Origin of the sequence: Vulgatibacter incomptus, from assembly GCF_001263175.1 — a bacterium.
Taxonomy (GTDB): domain Bacteria; phylum Myxococcota; class Myxococcia; order Myxococcales; family Vulgatibacteraceae; genus Vulgatibacter; species Vulgatibacter incomptus.
This window is the reverse complement of record NZ_CP012332.1, coordinates 158,100-175,000: the sequence shown is the minus strand read 5'-3', so window position 1 is coordinate 175,000 and position 16,901 is coordinate 158,100. Positions and strand designations below refer to the sequence as shown.

16 protein-coding genes (1 of these 16 only partly in view) are annotated in these 16,901 nt (G+C 69.9%); 6 read left to right on the top strand and 10 right to left on the bottom strand.

The genetic code is table 11. From position 1 onward, the window contains the following. From AKJ08_RS20045 to AKJ08_RS19600, 4 genes are all read right to left on the bottom strand, one after another. A protein-coding gene (locus tag AKJ08_RS20045) for a hypothetical protein (RefSeq protein WP_157370375.1) crosses the window boundary here: on the bottom strand, nt 1-835 show its 5' portion. It extends 77 nt beyond the left edge of the window; only the first 835 of its 912 coding nucleotides appear in the window; it begins with the start codon at nt 833-835; the stop codon falls past the left edge of the window. Between the two features lie 107 nt (nt 836-942). Next, a complete protein-coding gene (locus AKJ08_RS00570) occupies nt 943-1,644 on the bottom strand; it encodes a c-type cytochrome (protein ID WP_050724287.1) in 702 nt (233 codons plus the stop codon). A gap of 29 nt (nt 1,645-1,673) precedes the next feature. Continuing rightward, on the bottom strand, nt 1,674-2,882 hold the full coding sequence (locus AKJ08_RS19605) for a YncE family protein (RefSeq protein WP_050724286.1): 1,209 nt from the start codon (nt 2,880-2,882) through the stop codon (nt 1,674-1,676). Between the two features lie 39 nt (nt 2,883-2,921). Continuing rightward, nucleotides 2,922-3,566, bottom strand: a complete 645-nt coding sequence (locus AKJ08_RS19600) for a hypothetical protein (protein WP_169788720.1) — start codon at nt 3,564-3,566, stop codon at nt 2,922-2,924. Between the two features lie 183 nt (nt 3,567-3,749). Here AKJ08_RS19600 and AKJ08_RS19595 point away from each other — a divergent pair, with 183 nt between their 5' ends. Further along, entirely contained in the window at nt 3,750-4,424 is a 675-nt protein-coding gene (locus AKJ08_RS19595; RefSeq protein WP_050724284.1) for a pyroglutamyl-peptidase I, read from the top strand. 115 nt (nt 4,425-4,539) lie between these two features. Beyond that, nucleotides 4,540-4,932 (top strand): aspartate 1-decarboxylase, encoded by a 393-nt coding sequence (gene panD, locus AKJ08_RS00550; RefSeq protein WP_050724283.1) that lies wholly within the window; start codon nt 4,540-4,542, stop codon nt 4,930-4,932. 101 nt (nt 4,933-5,033) lie between these two features. Here the strand turns inward: panD and AKJ08_RS00545 are convergent, their stop codons facing one another. Continuing rightward, nucleotides 5,034-6,854 carry a hypothetical protein gene (locus AKJ08_RS00545; protein WP_157370374.1) on the bottom strand — a complete coding sequence of 607 codons (1,821 nt, stop codon included), beginning with the start codon at nt 6,852-6,854 and terminating at the stop codon, nt 5,034-5,036. A gap of 88 nt (nt 6,855-6,942) precedes the next feature. Beyond that, nucleotides 6,943-7,518 carry a YqaA family protein gene (locus AKJ08_RS00540; RefSeq protein ID WP_050727376.1) on the bottom strand — a complete coding sequence of 192 codons (576 nt, stop codon included), beginning with the start codon at nt 7,516-7,518 and terminating at the stop codon, nt 6,943-6,945. Between the two features lie 175 nt (nt 7,519-7,693). Here AKJ08_RS00540 and AKJ08_RS00535 point away from each other — a divergent pair, with 175 nt between their 5' ends. Continuing rightward, entirely contained in the window at nt 7,694-8,020 is a 327-nt protein-coding gene (locus AKJ08_RS00535) for a DUF971 domain-containing protein (protein ID WP_082342485.1), read from the top strand. A 17-nt stretch (nt 8,021-8,037) separates the two neighbouring features. Here the strand turns inward: AKJ08_RS00535 and AKJ08_RS00530 are convergent, their stop codons facing one another. The 4 genes from AKJ08_RS00530 to AKJ08_RS00515 form a co-directional block, all read right to left on the bottom strand. Continuing rightward, on the bottom strand, nt 8,038-8,496 hold the full coding sequence (locus AKJ08_RS00530) for a ClpXP protease specificity-enhancing factor SspB (protein WP_050724281.1): 459 nt from the start codon (nt 8,494-8,496) through the stop codon (nt 8,038-8,040). Between the two features lie 113 nt (nt 8,497-8,609). Further along, nucleotides 8,610-10,163, bottom strand: coding sequence for a GMC family oxidoreductase N-terminal domain-containing protein (locus tag AKJ08_RS00525; RefSeq protein WP_050724280.1), 1,554 nt, complete (start codon nt 10,161-10,163; stop codon nt 8,610-8,612). Beyond that, complete coding sequence (locus AKJ08_RS00520; RefSeq protein WP_050724279.1) at nt 10,163-10,675, bottom strand: hypothetical protein; 513 nt, start codon at nt 10,673-10,675, stop codon at nt 10,163-10,165. Before AKJ08_RS00520 ends, AKJ08_RS00525 begins: the two co-directional genes overlap by 1 nt. A 215-nt stretch (nt 10,676-10,890) precedes the next feature. Continuing rightward, the gene (locus AKJ08_RS00515) at nt 10,891-11,622 is read right to left on the bottom strand and encodes a DUF2270 domain-containing protein (protein ID WP_050724278.1); all 732 of its coding nucleotides are present in this window, start codon (nt 11,620-11,622) and stop codon (nt 10,891-10,893) included. A gap of 98 nt (nt 11,623-11,720) precedes the next feature. Here AKJ08_RS00515 and AKJ08_RS00510 point away from each other — a divergent pair, with 98 nt between their 5' ends. The 3 genes from AKJ08_RS00510 to glgP all read left to right on the top strand — a co-directional run bounded on the left by AKJ08_RS00510 (nt 11,721) and on the right by glgP (nt 16,866). Beyond that, a complete protein-coding gene (locus AKJ08_RS00510; RefSeq protein WP_050724277.1) occupies nt 11,721-13,688 on the top strand; it encodes a response regulator in 1,968 nt (655 codons plus the stop codon). Nucleotides 13,689-13,708: 20 nt separating this feature from the next. After that, nucleotides 13,709-15,100: an aldehyde dehydrogenase family protein gene (locus AKJ08_RS00505; protein ID WP_050724276.1), complete on the top strand. Its 1,392-nt coding sequence runs from the start codon at nt 13,709-13,711 to the stop codon at nt 15,098-15,100. Between the two features lie 146 nt (nt 15,101-15,246). Further along, on the top strand, nt 15,247-16,866 hold the full coding sequence (gene glgP / locus AKJ08_RS00500) for an alpha-glucan family phosphorylase (RefSeq protein ID WP_050724275.1): 1,620 nt from the start codon (nt 15,247-15,249) through the stop codon (nt 16,864-16,866). Nucleotides 16,867-16,901: the final 35 nt, after the last annotated feature.

The following is a 16,901-nucleotide window of genomic DNA, read 5'->3' as shown; positions in this document are numbered from 1 at the left end:
GCCCCATCCAGGGGAGGCCTCCGAGGGACGAGGCTACGTCGCAGCCGCATCCGTCACGCTCCCCGCCCGACCGCTCGCCTCCCGGCTCCTCCTCCCCCGGGCCGGTGCCGGCGGAGCCTTCCCCACCCGCGCCCCCAGCCCCTCCCGTGCCTCCGATACCTCCCGTGCCGCCGCTGCCACCAGTCCCCGGGGTTCCTCCCGTGCCTGGGCCGCCGCCGTGGTCGATTCGGACGAACGATCGTCCGAACGCGTGGGTGACGAGGCCGCGCGCGTCCTCGATCGTGGCCTTCACCATCCAGTCGCCGGAGGGCAGCGCCGAGGTGTCCCACTGCAGGCTCTCGCCGGCGGCGGGCAGGTCGTCGGCGACGAGGATGAGCTCGCTTCCATCGAGCGACCGGGTGGCCTCGATGCGGACCGTCGCCGATCCGTCCGGGTCAAAGGCCTCGTAGCGGATCTCGAAGCTACGGTCGGCGACCACCGACGACTCGTCCGGGCTCGTGACGATCACGGCGGGCCAGACCGGATCGCCGGGATGCGCAACGGTCAAGGCGCCACGCGCGAAGGCTGCCATCTCGAAGGGAGCGTCGTGCGCGAGGGACCAGAGGAACCAGGTCCCTGCTGGGAGGTCCGTGGTGTCCCACTCCCAGACGTTGGCCGGATCGCGCTCCGGGATCCCGACCACGATCACCGTGGTGTCGTCGGGCGAGACCAGCGGCTGCGTCCCCATCCGGTAGGTGGGCGGCATGCTGCGGGTGCAGAAGAAGTCGATGGTCGTCTCACCCACGGCGAGATCGTCGAAGTCGGTCCACCGGAAGGGATAGGACCGATCGGCCACGACGCCGACTCCGTCCGGATCGGACGGCCACGCGACGGTTGGCACGCCATTCAGGTGCGCGAGGGCCTGGGCGGGCAGGAGGATTGCTGCGAGGAGGAGGAAGTTTTTCACAGTCCGTAGAAGGCGAGCAGCGCCCCGAGGTCCTCGTCCGAGAGGGCCTCGAGGGAAAAGAGGGGCATGCTCCCGCCGACCAGGAAGAACGGTCCGTGGCGCACCTTCTCCGCGAAGACGCTCGCGGCGGGGACGCCCGGGAACAGAACAACGGCTTCCTCGACGGCCTGATCCGGGAGCACGGGCGCCGCTCTCAGGAGCCGCCCCTCGCCCGTATGCGCGGCGCCGTGGCACCTCGCGCACGCGAGGCGGTGGACCTCGGCGCCGCGAGCGGGATCGCCGCGAGGCGGCCCCTCGCCGACCTTCGCGACGATCGTGAGCGGCAGGGCATCGCCGTCCCCTTCGGAGCCGAGCGCGACCAGGTACTCGAAGAGCGCGCGCGCGTCGGACTCGTCCGGCTTCAGCGCCTTGCCCTTCATGAAGTAGAGCAGGCAGGCGTCGACGGCGCCCTTCAGATCCGGCTCGTATCCGCCCCAGTAGGACGGGCGCCGGGCGGCGCCGACGAGGCTGTAGCCCGGAAGGATCCGCTCGTCGTCCGCGGAGATCGCGTGGCAGTCGGTGCAGGCGACCTGGTTCGTCGAGGCGGAGGAGAACCTGGGGTCGGCGACGACCTCCGCGCCGCGCACCGCTGCGGCGGTGGCCTCGTCCGCGCCGCCGCACGCCGAGAGGCCCGCGAGCGCCGCCAGCGCCCCGGCCATCGACCGAACACCAGGAGAAGAAAGCACTCTCACGGCTCACCATGCGGGACGTAGATCACGTCGTCGGGATAGAGGCCGACGGCGACGTGGCCCGTGGGTTCGAGTGTCGCCCGATCGAGGCGCTCGATGGACCCGGGCTGGACGAGGTGGTCGCCCTCGCAGACGATCCAGATCGACGCTTCGTCCGGAGAGAGGACGGCGGCGTGGGCGTTCAGGCAACCCATTGGAGCGAGGTCGATCTCGGAGTCGACGCTCCCCAGCTCGGGATCGATCGCGAGGAGGCGATCGGGCTTCTGCGTCACCACGTAGTACCTCGAGCCATCGGCGAGGAAGGAGCCGAAGAGCGGGATGCCGTCGGTGGGGATCCGCAGATCCGGGATCTCCTTGCCGCTCTCCGGATCGAGGACGCGGAGCCCGAGACGGCCGCGCCCCGTCGCGCTCACCCAGATCCGGCCGGTGGGATCCACGGCGACGGCGTAGGGCTCGTAGCGAGGCACCGGCGGCTCGCCCGGATCGGGGGCGACGAAGATCCTCCGGACGTCGAAGGAGTCGAGATCGACGAGGGCGACCTGATCCGAGAAGCCGCAGGTCACGACGGCGCGCCGGCGGGCGCCGTCGAAGGAGATCCCGTGGCCTGCCGGGCAGATCCGGAGCTCCGCTACGCGCTCCATCGTCCGGGCGTCGGTGATCACCAGCGGCGAGTCCATCTTCGCGAGGAACTGGTCGTAGGAGAGATTGCCCTGCCCCTGCTTCAGCACCTCCGCGATGGTCACGAGGTCGTAGTGGCTCTGCCAGATCCGCCGCCCGCCCGGTTCGAGGCGGATGTCGCCGGGGCTGCGGTGGACGCGAACCCAATCGAGCTGGCGTCCGGTCAGCGCGTCTACCGAGACCAGGTAGCCGTCGGCGGTCCCCGTGCCGTGGTTGCCGTGGGGGCCGGAGGCGTTCACGGGCACGGTGTTCGAGATCCCGACGAAGAGGGTGCGGCCGTCGGGAGACGCGGCGAGGTGATGCGGCCCCTCGAGCTCGGCGGGATTTCGGCCGATGGGGATTCGCGCGATCTCCTCGAAGCTCTCCGGATCGATGAAGGAGAGCGTGTCGTCGCCGGAGTTGGTCACTGCCAGCCTGGGCCCGGTGACCGGCGGAAGCAGGGAGGGCTGGGGCCACGGCGAGTCGACCCCGAAAGCGAGGCCCGGATCCCCCGGAAGGCCGCACCCTGCAGCCGCAAGCACGACGGCCACGACGATAGACCGGGCGCGGGAGACATCCACTCCGGTCACTTACCGATCTCCGATCGTGAAGCGCGACGGGCTCGGGCTGACGAAGGGTCCGTCCTTCGCGTCGTAGATGACGTTCTTGTCGAGGTAGGCGGTCCAGATGGTCACGTCGATGGATCCCATCGCGCGCAGCTCGGCCCACTCCGCCTCGTCCGGCAGCCAGCTCTCGTCTGCGGTGAAGACGTAGAGGGGATCGCCCCCAGCCGCAGGGCGCAGCTCGACCAGGTAGACCCAGCCGGTGATGGGCGGGATGTGGGCGGCAGCCTTCGGGATCCCGAAGGAGATCGAGGGCCAGCCGAACGCCGGCGCATCGAGCCTCGCGGGACGGCCGATCCCGGCCGGCGCGGCGGAGGCGAGCGCGCGGCCCCACCGGAGCTCCACCGGCTGGTCCGCCGGCACGGTGGCGGCGTCTGCGGGAGAGATGAGGACGTAGGCCTGCGCCGGATCCGTGCTCGCGTCACAGCGGTCCACCCACACCCGCTCGAGGGCCTCGTCCGATGCGCGCCGCTCGTCGGGATAGACCACCCGATCCGGGACCGCGCCCTCGCAGCGGCCCGTTTCGGGCGACCCCTTCTCGCTGCCACACTGGATGAAGGTCGCGGCGATCGCCGCTGCCGCCGCCGCTCCCCATCGCGTTCCCGACTTCACCACGCGCTCACTTTCCCTCGGGTGGCCCCGAGTCGGCGGAGTCTAGCCGGAAGGCGGGAGAAATGCCGAATCGGCCGGTCGCCGCGCGGTTCGGGGCGCCGGGGCGTTGACGCAGGGGGCGCCGGGCGCAATCGTAGGGGGGTGAAGCGAGCGGCTCGATCTCCTGGGCAGCCGACCGTCCTCGTGACCGCCTTCGAGCCGTTCGGGGGGCGCTCGATCAACCGATCGCAGCTCGTGCTGGAGCACATCGTGCGCGCGGCCGGGCTCCCCAAGGGCGTTCGCGGCGGCGCCAAGGGCGCCAGGGTGGTGGCGCGCACCCTGCCCGTCTCGTTCTCCCGGCTGGGGCCTGCCCTCGCACGTGCCCTCGCCTGCAAGCCGGACGTCGTCCTCCTCCTGGGCGAGTCCCGCGAGGCCGAACAGCTCCGGCTGGAGCGCGTCGCGGTGAATCGCATACACGCCCGGATCGCCGACAACGACGGCATGCAGCCGATCGACCGCGCGATCGTCGAGGAGGGCCCGGCCGCCTACTTCTCCACCGTCCGGCCCAAGTCGGCGCTGGTCGCGGTCCGCCGCTCGGGCACGGCCGCGAGCCTCTCGAACGACGCCGGGACCTTCGCCTGCAACGCCGCCTACTACCTCGCGCTCCACCGGCTCCATCGGCGGCAGGGCGAGGCTCCGCCGGCGATCTTCATCCACATCCCGACGAAGGGCCGATCCCTCGCGCTTCGCGACGCGACCCGAGGCGTTCTCTCGCTGCTCCGCCACCTGGTAGACCAGACCTCGAGGAGCGCGAGCGGTGCACGCCGGGCAGCGACGGGGAACCTGCGCGCCTCGCCTGCCGGCGGCCGCAAGTCTTGAAACCGCGCTCTGCTCATTGCTATACGCTCGATGAAGCGTGGAGTCCCACGCTCCCTCAGAACCGACGGCGCCGACCGGAATCCAACGGCGGTGACCCGAGGGGATTGGAGAGGCGATGCGCCGTCAGGTCTTCAAGTCGAAGCTCCATCGGGTCAAGGTGACCCAGGCCGACGTGGACTACGAGGGCTCGGTGACGGTGGACGAGGATCTCCTCGATGCCGCCGACATCCGGGAGTTCGAGGCGGTCCACATCTGGAACGTGACGAACGGCAGCCGGCTCGTCACCTACGCCCTCAAGGGGCCCAGGGGATCGCGGATCGTCTGCGTGAACGGCGCCGCGGCACACCTGAACCACCCCGGCGATCGGGTGATCCTCGCGACCTTCGCGGATCTCGACGACGCCGAGCTGACCACGTTCAAGCCGAAGGTGGTCCTCGTCGACGACGAGAACCGGATCAAGGATCCGGACGCGACCGAGGTCCCCGGTCCCCTTCGCCGGGTGAGCTGAAAGCAGAAGGGTCAATCCGAAGGAACCGGCCTCGCGGGGCCCGTTCCTTCGTGGCTCCGCCGCCCCGAGCTCGTCGGGGCGGGCACGCCCGCCCCCCAGGGTTACTGAGCCGGCGCGCAGGTCGCGAAGGTGGCCACGTCACCGAAGCCGAAGCCGATCCGGAGGCCGTCGGGCCAGCACCGCTGCCCGTCGTCGCAGTCCGCGTCCATCGTGCACGCCTGGAAGCACACGGGCACCGGCGGCGCCCCGCCGTCCGGGAAGATGCAGTAGCCCGAGCGGCAGCTCTCGGTCGAAGAGAGACAGGGCACGCCGCCCGGCAGGGTGCCGTAGGGCTTGCCGCACCGCAGCACCATCGCCGCGTTGTCGCCGACCCCGTTGTTGCTCTCCGGCCGGCACGACCAGTCGCCGCCGCAATCGGCTTCGGAGTGGCACTCCAGGCCCCGGCACCGTCGGACGTTCTGGTGGACGTCGTCGTCCGTCCCCCAGATTCCGTCGTCGCCGGGGGAGAGCCAGTACCAGGAGTCAGCACATTCCGTGCGAGGCCCGCAGTCCGCCGAGGTCTCGCAGATCCCGAAGCAGAACCCGTTGCCCTCGCAAATCCCGGAGCGGCACTGGCTGGAGTCGGTGCACTCGCGTCCGCCCGAGGTGCGCCCGTTGGAAGGATTGCAGACGGTCACCATCTCGGAGTCGTCTCGTGCGTACGTCACGAGACAGCCGAGGCCGGGCTTGCACTGGGCGTCGGAGTGGCAGGCCTGGAAGCACGCCGAGAGCTCGGTGGTCGTCCCGTCGCCGCCGTTGAAGTTCACCGTGAGGCACGAAGCGTCGGGGGCGCAATCCGAGCCGTGCTCACAGGCGCCGTAGCAGACGCCGAGCTCGCGGAGGCAGATCCCGGTGGCGCACTGCGAGTCCGTCGAGCACGCCGCGCCGCCGAGCCGAGGCCCGAGGGCCTTCGCACAGACCAGCTCGAGGCCGCCGCCCTCGCTATCCCCGAGCGTGCAGGCCTTGCCTGGTCCGCAGTCCGCGCTGGTCTGGCAGGTTGCCGGAATCGGAGAGCAGACCCCGAGAACGGCGCCGACCGTTCCGCTGACCGTGACGCTCAAGCAAGTGTTCCCCTCGCCACAGGCCGCCCCGGTCTGATCGTCGAGGTCGCAGAGCGAGCTGCAGCGGAAGTCGTCGTTCCCGTAGTTCACGCAGAGGAGGTTCACCTCGCACTGCTCGACCCCGGCGCACGACTCCTGGGAGTGGTTGCCTCCGTTCGGGGCCAGGCAGATCCCGATGGGACCACCGCTGTAGGCGATGTACGAGCAGAGCTTGCCGTCTTCGCAGCGCTGGCCCGTCACCGGATCGCAGAGGACCTCGCAAATCCCGAAGGTTGCCCCCTCGCCTCGCGTGACGCAGATCTCACCGGTCTCGCACGGGTGGGCGTCGTCGCAGCGCACCCCCGGCTCGCAGATCCCCGCGTTGCAACGCCCGCTGGTGCAGTCGTCGTCCGAGAGGCATCCGACGCAGAGATGGTCGGGGCTGCAGCGCTGCCCCGAGCAGTCGTCGTCGCTCAGGCACGTGACGCAGCTCCCCGAGTCGGGCTCGCACCGCCCCCGGCCCAGGCAGCTCTCGTCGTCCTCGCAGCGCTCGCACTGTCCGCCGACACAGGCCGGGGCGGTGAGCGGGCAGTGGCGGTTCGCGCCGCACTCGACGCAGGCCCCTTCGACGCAGTGGGACCGGTCCTCTGGGCATTCACGGTCCGTGCGGCACTCGGGCTCGTCGCTTCCCCCGCTCCCGGCCGAACCGGCTGCGCCTCCGGAGCCGGCGCTACCGATTCCGCCGGCGCCGCCCGGATCGCGGGAATCCCCGCCACACGCTGTCCCCACCGCGAACAACGCAGTCCATACCAGCAGACCACCCAATAGGCGGAGCTTGCCCATGTACGACCCTCCCGCTCGACGATCGGCGAGAGGATATCAGCGACACGCTGGAAAGGGGAAGCGGTCGTCTGCTTGGAACGATCTAGACCTAGACCTTGACCTTGAACCACCGGCTCGCGTGCTCGCCGAAGAACGCACATGCGAAGCCGATGCCGTACATGCGAACGGTCCTGCCGATCAGCGAGGCGATCATGAACTCGGGCAGACCCACGCCGACGAGCCCGCTGCCGATGGCGACGACCTTGAACGGAGTCGGGAGGATCGAGCAGAGGAGCGCGAGCATCCAGAAGTGGTCCGTGAGGGCGCCCCTCAGGGTGGTGTCGATCCCCAGCGCCGCGAAGCGAAGCGGGACCTCGGTGTCGATCTGGAAGGCGCTCGCGATGCCGAGCATCGCCAGGTGCCCGAGGAGGTAGCCGATGAGGCCGCCGATGAAGCTGGCGATGGTTCCGCTGGTGGCGTAGCGAAACCACTTCTTCGGCTCGGCGAGCACCATCGGGACGAGGAGCGCGAAGGGAGGGACGGGGAGGACCGAGCCGTCGACCACGCTGACGCCAATCAGCGCGGCGTGGGCGTGCTTCGAGCGCGAGAGCGCCACGATCCGCTCGCGGAGCCTGGTGAAAAAGCCGCCCTTCCGCCCGGGGCCGTGCCCGGTCGCATGCATCATCGGCTCGCTCGTCTTTCGGATCGCTGCCTCCAAGTTCGAGGGTCGAGGTCCAGGCTCATACCACGAGTCCGGCTCCGTCTCCTGGATCGGAACGGTTGCAAGGGCGCAAATGGTTCCCTAAAGGAACGCTGGGATTCGCGCGGGTGCGCGGACCGCAGCTCTGCGAGGAAGCGGAATGTTCTGGGACAAGCTCAAGCCTTCGACGAACGAGCCCAAGCCGATCTCGGTGGACCTCTCCCCCACGTTCGCGATCCAGGTCACCTGGGACGACTGGGCGACGAGCCGGGTTCCGGCCGCGAAGCTCCGGCTCGAGTGCCCCTGTGCCGCCTGCGTCGACGAGTGGACCGGCGCGCGGCTGATCGATCCCACGCGGATCTCGCCGGACGTCCGGCCCGTGGGGATGGAGCCGGTGGGCAACTACGCCGTGCAGATCCGGTGGAGCGACGGGCACGAGACCGGGCTCTACAGCTGGCGGCAGCTCCGCACCTACGTCGAGGGCTGATTTTTCCGAGGGGCGGGCTACTTGATGCGCCTGAGGTGACCGCGCCGGACGGCGCCGCCTCCGCCGTCATCGGGCGGGGGCTCGCCCGTCGACACGGGAGCGGCCTCGGCAGGGCCTTCCTCGCCGTTACCCGAAACCACCGAGAAGCGTGGCCGAGCCTTCCCGCCCTTCCGCTCGCCGGAGGGGGCTTCGCTGGGGGCGGGCTTCATCGCGCGCTCGAGGTCCCCGGGCACGTCGTCCGGGAAGAGGAACTGCTCGGACGTGACGTGGGAGAGCATCTGGTAGATCGCGCCCCACGGGAGCTTGCAGCCGTGCGGCATGCCGCCGAACGTCAGCGTAGCCCGCACGCCCCACTCGTTCAGGTCCAGCGCGAGACCGAATCGGTAGGAGAGGTTCAAGCGGAGGCGGGGGTCGTCCTGGAAGCGATCGGGGACGTCGACCCCGGCGCAGCGCGCGTCGAGGGTGACCATCACCATTCCCTCCTCGAGAAGTCTCTCGAGGAGCTCCAGTTTACTCGTAGGGCGTTCGGGTTCCACGGCGGGGCCAATCATCGCAACCGGCGACACCGGCCGCAACGCCTTTCGGAGCGCTACGCGCAAGCGCGCGCGCTTGAGGTCGCCTCGCGGATGCCCCAGGCGAGCTTCGTCGCCACCGCCATGATCGGCAGCTGCGAGTTGACGCCGATGGAGCTGGGGAAGACCGAGCCGTCGATTACGTAGAGGCCTCGCACGTCGTGGGTCTCGCCGTCGGGCTTCACGACGCTCGTCGAAGGATCGAGCCCCATGCGGGCCGTCCCCAGGGGGTGGAACGTCATGCACTCGAAGCGGCGGGCCGGGAAGCTGGGATCGTCCAGGAATCGAAGCTCGTCCGCGTCCTTCATGGGCCTGACGCCGAAGAGCGGCAGGAGGACCTCCCGCGCGCCGGCGGCGAAGAAGGTCTCGGCCAGAAGCCGGATCCCTTTGAGCATGCGGAGCTTGTCGCGCTTGGACATCCGGTAGGTGATCACCGAGCGTCCGCCGGGCATCCGCCAGACCTGACCGCCGCCGTCGTCGTGGACCATGGCGCCGAAGGTGGCGAGCTGCCGCATCTGGCTGGTGTAGCGCTGGAAGTCTGGTCCCACGCCGGGGAACATGGCCGCGAGGACGTTCACCGGGGCGAAGACGCTGTTCAGGGTGAGGCCCTGGTCTTCGAAGGCGTCGCTGTAGGCGCTCTGGAGGGCGCCCTTCCACGGCGACACGTCCTGGTCGAAGAGGGCTGCGACCCGGAAGCCGGGGTGGAGCGTGAGGTTGCGGCCCACCGACCGGGTCCAGCGGCCGACCCCGGCTCCCTTGAGGAGCAGCGGTGTCGAGAGCGCGCTCCCGGCGATGAGGACCTTGCGGGCGTGCACGCGCACCTTGCCCCGCTTCTCGCCCTCGGCGCCGAGCAGGCGTCCCTCGACGCCGGTGATCCGCTCGCCCTCGATCACGAGGCGGGTGACCTTGCAGTCGGAGATCACCATGGCGCCGAGCGAGCGGGCCTTCGCGAGGTAGGTGACGTCCACCGACATCTTCGCGCGGTGCGGGCAGCCGAAGTTGCAGCGGGACGAGCCCCTGCAGCCCTTGGTGTTGCGCCGCATCGGCTTGAGCGAATAGCCGAGCTTCTGGGCGCCCTCGCCGAAGAGGGTCGTGGAGCGCGACCGCATGTCGTCGGTGACCGTCTCGACGTAGGTCTCCTGCTCGACGCTGCGATACGCCTCCTCCATGAGCTCGGGGGCGTAGTCGACGAGGCCGTGGTCGCGGACCCAGCTCGAGAGGATCGACTCGGGGATCCGGAAGATCACGCCGCCGGTCAGCGTGGAGGATCCGCCGACCGTCCGGCCGGCGAGGATCGAGATCAGCGGCGTGTCGCCGAGGCCGATGGCGGCGGTGCTGCCCGCGTCGCGGAACATGTTCCGCATGGTCTCGGTGGGCCGGAACTTCGCATATCTCTCGGGCGTGACATAGCCGCCCTCCTCGAGCACGAGGACGGACATGCCGGCCTCGGCGAGGATCTTGGCGGCCACGGATCCGGCGGCGCCGGAGCCGACGATGGCGACGTCGACGTCGGCCGTGAGGTCGCCGGGATGGTCCCGGCCTTCTAGGATCGAGGTGGGCTCGGCGAACATCAGACGCCTCCGGCGACGCGTCCGGCCGCGGGAACAGGGAGCTGCTCGGGCTCGTCGGAGACCGGGGTCTCGATCACCTGCAGCTTCAGCTTGGAGAGGGGCGAGGTGCTGCCCTGGGCCCAGGCGGGCCCGATGAGACCCTCGGCGTCGTATCCCGTGCCGGCCAGCGCGTCGGGATGCTCGAAGTAGACCATGCTGAGCATGGTCTTGAGCAGCACGACCACCAGGCCCAGGCGGCTCTGCTCGAGGCGCTCGATGCAGCGCCTTCGGGCCAGCGTCGAGAGCGAGGTGAACCGGCGCAACTTGCCGAAGACGAAGAGCGGCGCCACCTGCATGACGAAGAACGCGGCGTCGAAGGCGAGGCGGGTCTGGAAGCCCACGCGGGCGACGTAGGCGCGCAATTCCTCGATGGCGAAGTCGAGCCGCTCGCGAGGAACGGGCCCGTCGGCCTCGAAGAGGGTGGCGGCCATTGCATGGGCGACGGCGAGCTGTCGGGAGTTGAGGGTTTTCATATCGACTTTGCCTGAACCCATGCCGAAGCCTCTCAACTCCCGAAGGCGTGAGAAGGCCCCGAATCGGTCCTTCCGCGCCTACGATTCTTGCTCTCTCCAGCGATGGTTGGGGCGCGCAGGCCGCTGCGCAACCCGCGCTCGTCGCCGCATGGAGCCTCACTCTTCGTCTGGTCCGGCTTCGCTCCGCGAGAGCTCGTGAATCCCCTCACGAAGTCTCATCCGAAGCCGATTCCCCGGAATATGTGGGCGAGCGGGACGCGCCGCTTCCGCTTGGGCGCCGCGAGCTCGGTCGACGGCAGGGGGCCGCGGCCGGCGACCAGGAGGAGCCACAGGTAGTAGGCCACGAACACGAGCCAGGCGACGCACACCACGACGCCGGGAATGGGACCGATGCGGGCGCGTGCCACGAGGGCGGTGAACGTCTCGGCGGGCTCCGGATGGAGGTCGAGCTTGACCAGCCAGGCGCCCAGGAGGCCCCCGAGGATCGCGGCGTAGGTCCTCTTCAGCCGGAAGACGAGCGACTGGAGGGACGAGATCCGGAGCTTGGGCCTCGTGAACTCGATCGCCAGGGTGGCGTAGAAGTCCACCGGGACCGGCTCGCGGCGGGCCAGCGGAACGAAGTAGCCGAGCTCGAACATCCGGACTCGCCTGGCCCAGATGTCGTAGTAGCGGTACCGGCGCGCCTCGATGGTCAGGAAGATGTAGACCGCGAAGACGCCGGCCAGAATCGTGGGGTGCGGCGAGCTCGGGTTCGAGAAGCTGAAGGAGATCACCGCCGCGGTGGTGGTGACCGCCCAGTTGGTGGTGGTGTCGAGGCGATTGCGCCAAACGGTCGAACGCTGGACCTCGGCCCGGTAGAGGTGGGCGACGGTCACCTCGCTCATGCCGGGAGGACGCTTCGCAGCAATCCTGCGGCCCACCTCCGGCATCGTCCCCTCCTCGCCCACCCAAAGCTCCTTCCTCGAGCCTCGGGTTGAAAGCCCTGCACCGGTGCGCGATGGGCGTGCCGTGCCGACCTTGGTTGCGATCCACGGGAGGAGGAGCGGTGCTACCCGGAGAAGGGCAGCTCGACAGGGCCGAGCAGACGCTCGTCGACTTCCTTCGGGAGGAGGCGGAGAGGATCGCGCGCTTCGCCGCCCGCTTCGTGACGGAAGACCTCCCCGTCGGAGGCACGGGTACGAGGCGGAGACTCCGGATCACCTACCAGGCCCAAGTCGAGGAGCTCGCGAGGCACCTGGAGCTGTACGGGAGCGAGGCGCCCGTTCTCTACGGCGAGAGCCAAAGGCGCCACGCCGCACGGCACGTATCACAAGGCGTATCCATGTCCAACACCCTCGAGGAGAGGGCCAAGCTCCATCGGGGGATCATCGAGGTCTGGGAGCTGAGGCACGGCCCGCTCCCTTCAAAGGTCGCCCAACTCCTGGCCGCCACCCTCTCCGAGACCCTCGCCCAGGCCGCGGACGTCTACCTCGCCTTCCAGCGGTCGGAGGGCGCGGCCTTCCAGGAAGCGGCTCTGCTGGAGACGATCGTCGGGCACCTCGACGAGGCCATCCTCGTGGTAGAGCGCGATGGCCTGGTGAGCTACGCAACCCCCGTGCTGGAGGAGCTCCTGGGCTATGCGCCCCGGCTCTTCGTCGGCGTCCACCTCGACAAGATCTCGGGCCTGATCGAGAAGCTGAACTTTCGCGACCCGTCCGGCGCCGAAATCGACCCGGACGACGTACCCCATCAGGTCGTGCTCCGGACCCTGAAGCCCAGCGCTCTCGACGCGGTCCTGGTGCGGCGCGCCGACGGAAGCGACGCGGTCGTCGAGATCCACGCGGCGCCGGTCTTCGACGAGGACGGCGATCTGCGGGGCGCGGTCGAGACGATTCGGGATCGGACGGAGAGCTTCCGCCAGACCCGGGCGCTGGAGGCGTCCTTCCGCGAGCGCCGGGAGATGCACGCGCGCCTGCTCGAGCGGACCCGCCTCGAAGCGGTGGGCAGCCTCGCGAAGAGCGCGGCCCATGCGCTCAACAACGAGCTCAACGTGATCACCCTGAGGCTCCGAAGGCTCCAGGACGTCCCTGATGCCTCCGAAGAGGCAGAATCCATCGAGCGGTCGGTGCGCGAGATCGCCGCGCTGGTGGGCAGGCTCCAGGAGTTCGCGGCGGTCCCCACGCGGGGGGAGCCGGTCCCCCTCGACGCCGGCCGCGTGCTGGCGGAGGCGCTGGCGATGGTCCGGCCCGAGTTCGACGGAAGGCAGGTGGACGTCGCCGCCGAGATCGGCGAGCTCGGGACCGTGGTCGGCGACGAGGAGACCCTCCTCACCCTGCTGACCGCGGTCCTTGCCGGGGCGCGGGATGCCACGCCTACCGGGGGGACGGTGGAGCTCGAGGCGACTCGCGACGAGGAGGGCGCTCTGATCCGGGTGATCGAGCACGGCCCGGAGCTGACCGAGGAGGACGTCGCCAAGCTCTTCGAGCCCCTCGCCGCGGGGGTGGAGGAGCGCGCGCTTTCCCTCTCCGCGGGACGTGACGCGGTGATGGACTGGGGCGGATCGCTCGAGGTCCACGCGGAGCCCGATGTGGGCAACGTCTTCGAGATCCGCCTCCCCAGCCCGCCCCCGAAGGAGGAGGAGGAGGAGGCGCCGCCGGCGCCAGCGCCTGCCGCCAGGCCGGCGGCCCACGCCGCCCACCGGGTCCTGGTGGTCGACGACGATCCGGACAACGCGGCAATGCTCGCAGACCTGGTCGAGGGCGCGAACGCCGAGGCCGTCACCGCCGGCACGGGCGAGGAGGCGCTGGAGAAGGCGGCCAGCGAACATCCCGACGCCGCCCTGGTGGACCTGCTCCTCCCGGACATGAAGGGATGGGACGTGGTCCGCTCCCTCCGGAAGATTGATTCCGAGCTGCGGATCGCGGTGGTGAGCGGCCTCACGGTGGGCAAGCAGGAGAAGGAGCGCGGGCTCGCGGACGACGTCTTCCGCAAGCCGATCGACACCGACGACGTCCTGCACTTCCTCGGGCTGTAGGGCGTGCGCATGCTCGCCCGATGAAAGCGCGCACGCACCTCACGGTGGAGGACCCCTTTCGAGGCACGACGGTGGCGGAGGTCGGCCTCGCCTCGCCCGAGACCGCCCGGGAGGCGGTGCGGAGTGCCGCCCGCGCCCAGCTCGCCTGGGGCCGATCGCCGCTCGGCGAGCGAATCGGGCTCTGCCTCGCCGCGCTGCAGGCCCTGGAGGACCACCTGGAGGACGCGGCCCGCGAGGTGACCGTGCAGATGGGCAAGCCGATCGCCCAGGCGCGCCAGGAGGTGCGCACCTGCCTCGCGCGCGGGCGGCACATGGCGTCGATCGCGGAGGAGGCGCTCTCTCCGAGGTCCCTGCCTGGTGCGGGCGGGGAGCGGCGGATCACGCGGGAACCCGTCGGGGTCGTGTTGGACATCGCGGCGTGGAACTACCCGCTCCTGATCGCCGTCAACGTGGTGGTTCCCGCGGTGCTCGCGGGGAACTCGGTGGTGCTCAAGCACGCGTCCCGCACCCCGCTCTGCGGCTCCCGCTTCGAAGCCGCCTTCCGCCAGGCTGGCGCGCCGGCCGGCCTCGTCACCGCCCTCCACGCCGACCACGAGGCGGTGGAGGCGGCGCTCTCCATGGACGAGATCGGCTACGTCACGTTCACCGGTAGCGTTCGAGGAGGACACGAGATCTACCGGAGCGCCGCCCGGCGCTTCATCGACGCGGGGCTGGAGCTGGGGGGGAAGGATCCCGCCTACGTCGCCGAGGACGCCGACGTGAATCACGCCGTGGAGAACCTCGCGGACGGCGCCTTCTACAACGCCGGCCAGAGCTGCTGCGGCGTGGAGCGGATCTATGTCGCCCGGCCAATCTACGAGCACTTCGTCGAGGGCCTGGTCGCACGGGCGGCGGCCTACCGCCTGGACGATCCGCTGGACGAGGCCACCACGATGGGGCCGATGGCGGATCCGGCGGCCGGCGCCTTCCTCCTCGGCCAGGTGAAGGAGGCCCGGGCGTTGGGCGGCGAGATCCTCTGCGGAGGGCAGGCGGCCGAGGCGGGCGGCTGCCGGCGGTTCTTCTCTCCGACCGTGGTGGGGAATGCCACGCACGCCATGGGGATCATGCGGGAGGAGTCCTTCGGGCCTGTGGTGGGCGTCGCCCCGGTGGAATCGGACCAGGAGGCGATCGAGCGCATGAACGATAGCCGGTACGGGCTCACCGCCTCGATCTGGACGCGGGATCCGACGCGCGCTCGGCGAGTCGGCGAGGAAGTGAGGACCGGCACATTCTTCATGAACCGCTGCGACTGGCTGGATCCCGGTCTGGCCTGGACCGGCGTAAAGGACAGCGGGAAGGGGGTCTCCCTCTCGGCGCTGGGGTTCCTGCCGCTGACCCGCCCGAAGAGCTGGAACCTCGTTCACTCTTCGTGAATGCCCGTCCGGGAAGGCTCGGACGGGTGTCCGCGGTTTGGTCCGGAGGAAACCGAACCCAACGATCCCGGGTACATATCCGAGCCCGAACCCGAGGCTTTCTCCCGAGAGGATCGTTCGCGTCACCCTTCCGAGAGGTCCCGACGATGTCCAATCCCCGCGTCGCCTATTTCTGCATGGAGTACGGACTCCACGAGGAGCTCCCGATGTACGCCGGCGGGCTGGGGATCCTCGCAGGCGATCACATCAAGAGCGCCCACGACCGAGGTCTCCCGCTGGTTGCGATCGGCCTGTTCTGGCGAGAGGGCTACACGCAGCAGCGGATCGGCGGAGACGGCTACCCGTACGACGACTTCCCCGCGGTCTCGATGGAGGGCTTCGAGGACGCGGGCGTGCGCTTCCACGTCTCCGTGCAGGGCAACCAGGTAGAGTGCCGCGCGCTGCGCTCCGAGCGCTACGGGACCGCGCCCCTCTACCTGATCGAGTCGGTGGAGGACCGCTTCCGCTGGATCACCCGGCGCCTCTACGGCGGCAGGCACCACGACCGGATCGCCCAGGAGATCCTCCTCGGCGTGGGCGGCGTGCGGCTGCTGCGCGCGCTCGGCCATCAGGTCGACGTCTATCACTTCAACGAAGGACACGCGGTCTTCGCCGGCCTCGAGCTGATCCGCGAGCGGATCGGGCGGGGGCTCTCCTTCGACGAGGCGCTCGCCGACACGCGAGACGAGATCGTCTTCACGACCCACACGCCGGTGCCGGCGGGCAACGAGTCCCACGACCTCGGCGTCCTCCACGAGATGGGCGCCTGGCTCGACTTCAACCAGGGGGAGATGGAGCGCCTGGGCGGGAACCCGTTCAACATGACGGTCGCGGGCCTGCGCCTCTGCCGGCAGGCGAACGCGGTGGCCAAGCTCCACGCCGAGACCTCCCGCGAGATGTGGAAGCACGTCTCGGGAGCGGCCCCGATCGTCGCGATCACCAACGGCGTCCATCCGGGCACCTGGCAGGACGCCCGGATCCGGGCCGCGTTCGAAGCGGACGATCCGGCGGGCCTTTGGAACGCGCACCAGGAAGCGAAGCGCGAGCTCTGCGCCGACGTGAAGTCGCGCGCCGGGGTCGAGCTGGATCCGGGCCGCGCGATCATCGGCTTCGCCAGGCGCGCCGCTTCGTACAAGCGCAGCGACCTGATCCTGCGCGATCCGTCGCGTATCGAGCCCCTGCTCGAGCGGCGGGAGGTGCAGCTCCTCTTCAGCGGCAAGGCCCACCCGCAGGACGAGATCGGCAAGCGGATCGTCGCCAACCTGGCGCGGCTCGCGCGGCAGTACCCGAGCTCGGTCGTGTTCATCGAGAACTACGACATGGCGATCGGTCGGGCGCTGACCCGTGGCTGCGACCTCTGGCTGAACAACCCGATCCGCCCCTTCGAGGCGTCCGGGACCAGCGGAATGAAGGCGGCGATGAACGGCGTCCTCAACTTCTCCGTCCTCGACGGATGGTGGCCGGAGGGCTGCGAGCACGGCGTGAACGGCTGGCAGATCGGCGACGCCTACGAGGGCGAGGACCGCGACGAGCACGACCTCCGCTCGCTCTTCGAGGTGCTCACCGGCCAGATCCTGCCCACCTACTACGGCGACCACGAGCGGTGGATCCGGATGATGCGCGCCTCGATCGAGATGAGCCGCTGGCGCTTTTCGTCCGACCGGATGCTCGAGGAGTACTACGAGAAGCTCTACTCGCCGAAGAAGCGCCTGCGCGCGGTGAGCTGAGGCTCGCGAATGAAGAGATCGGTCCCGCAGAAGCG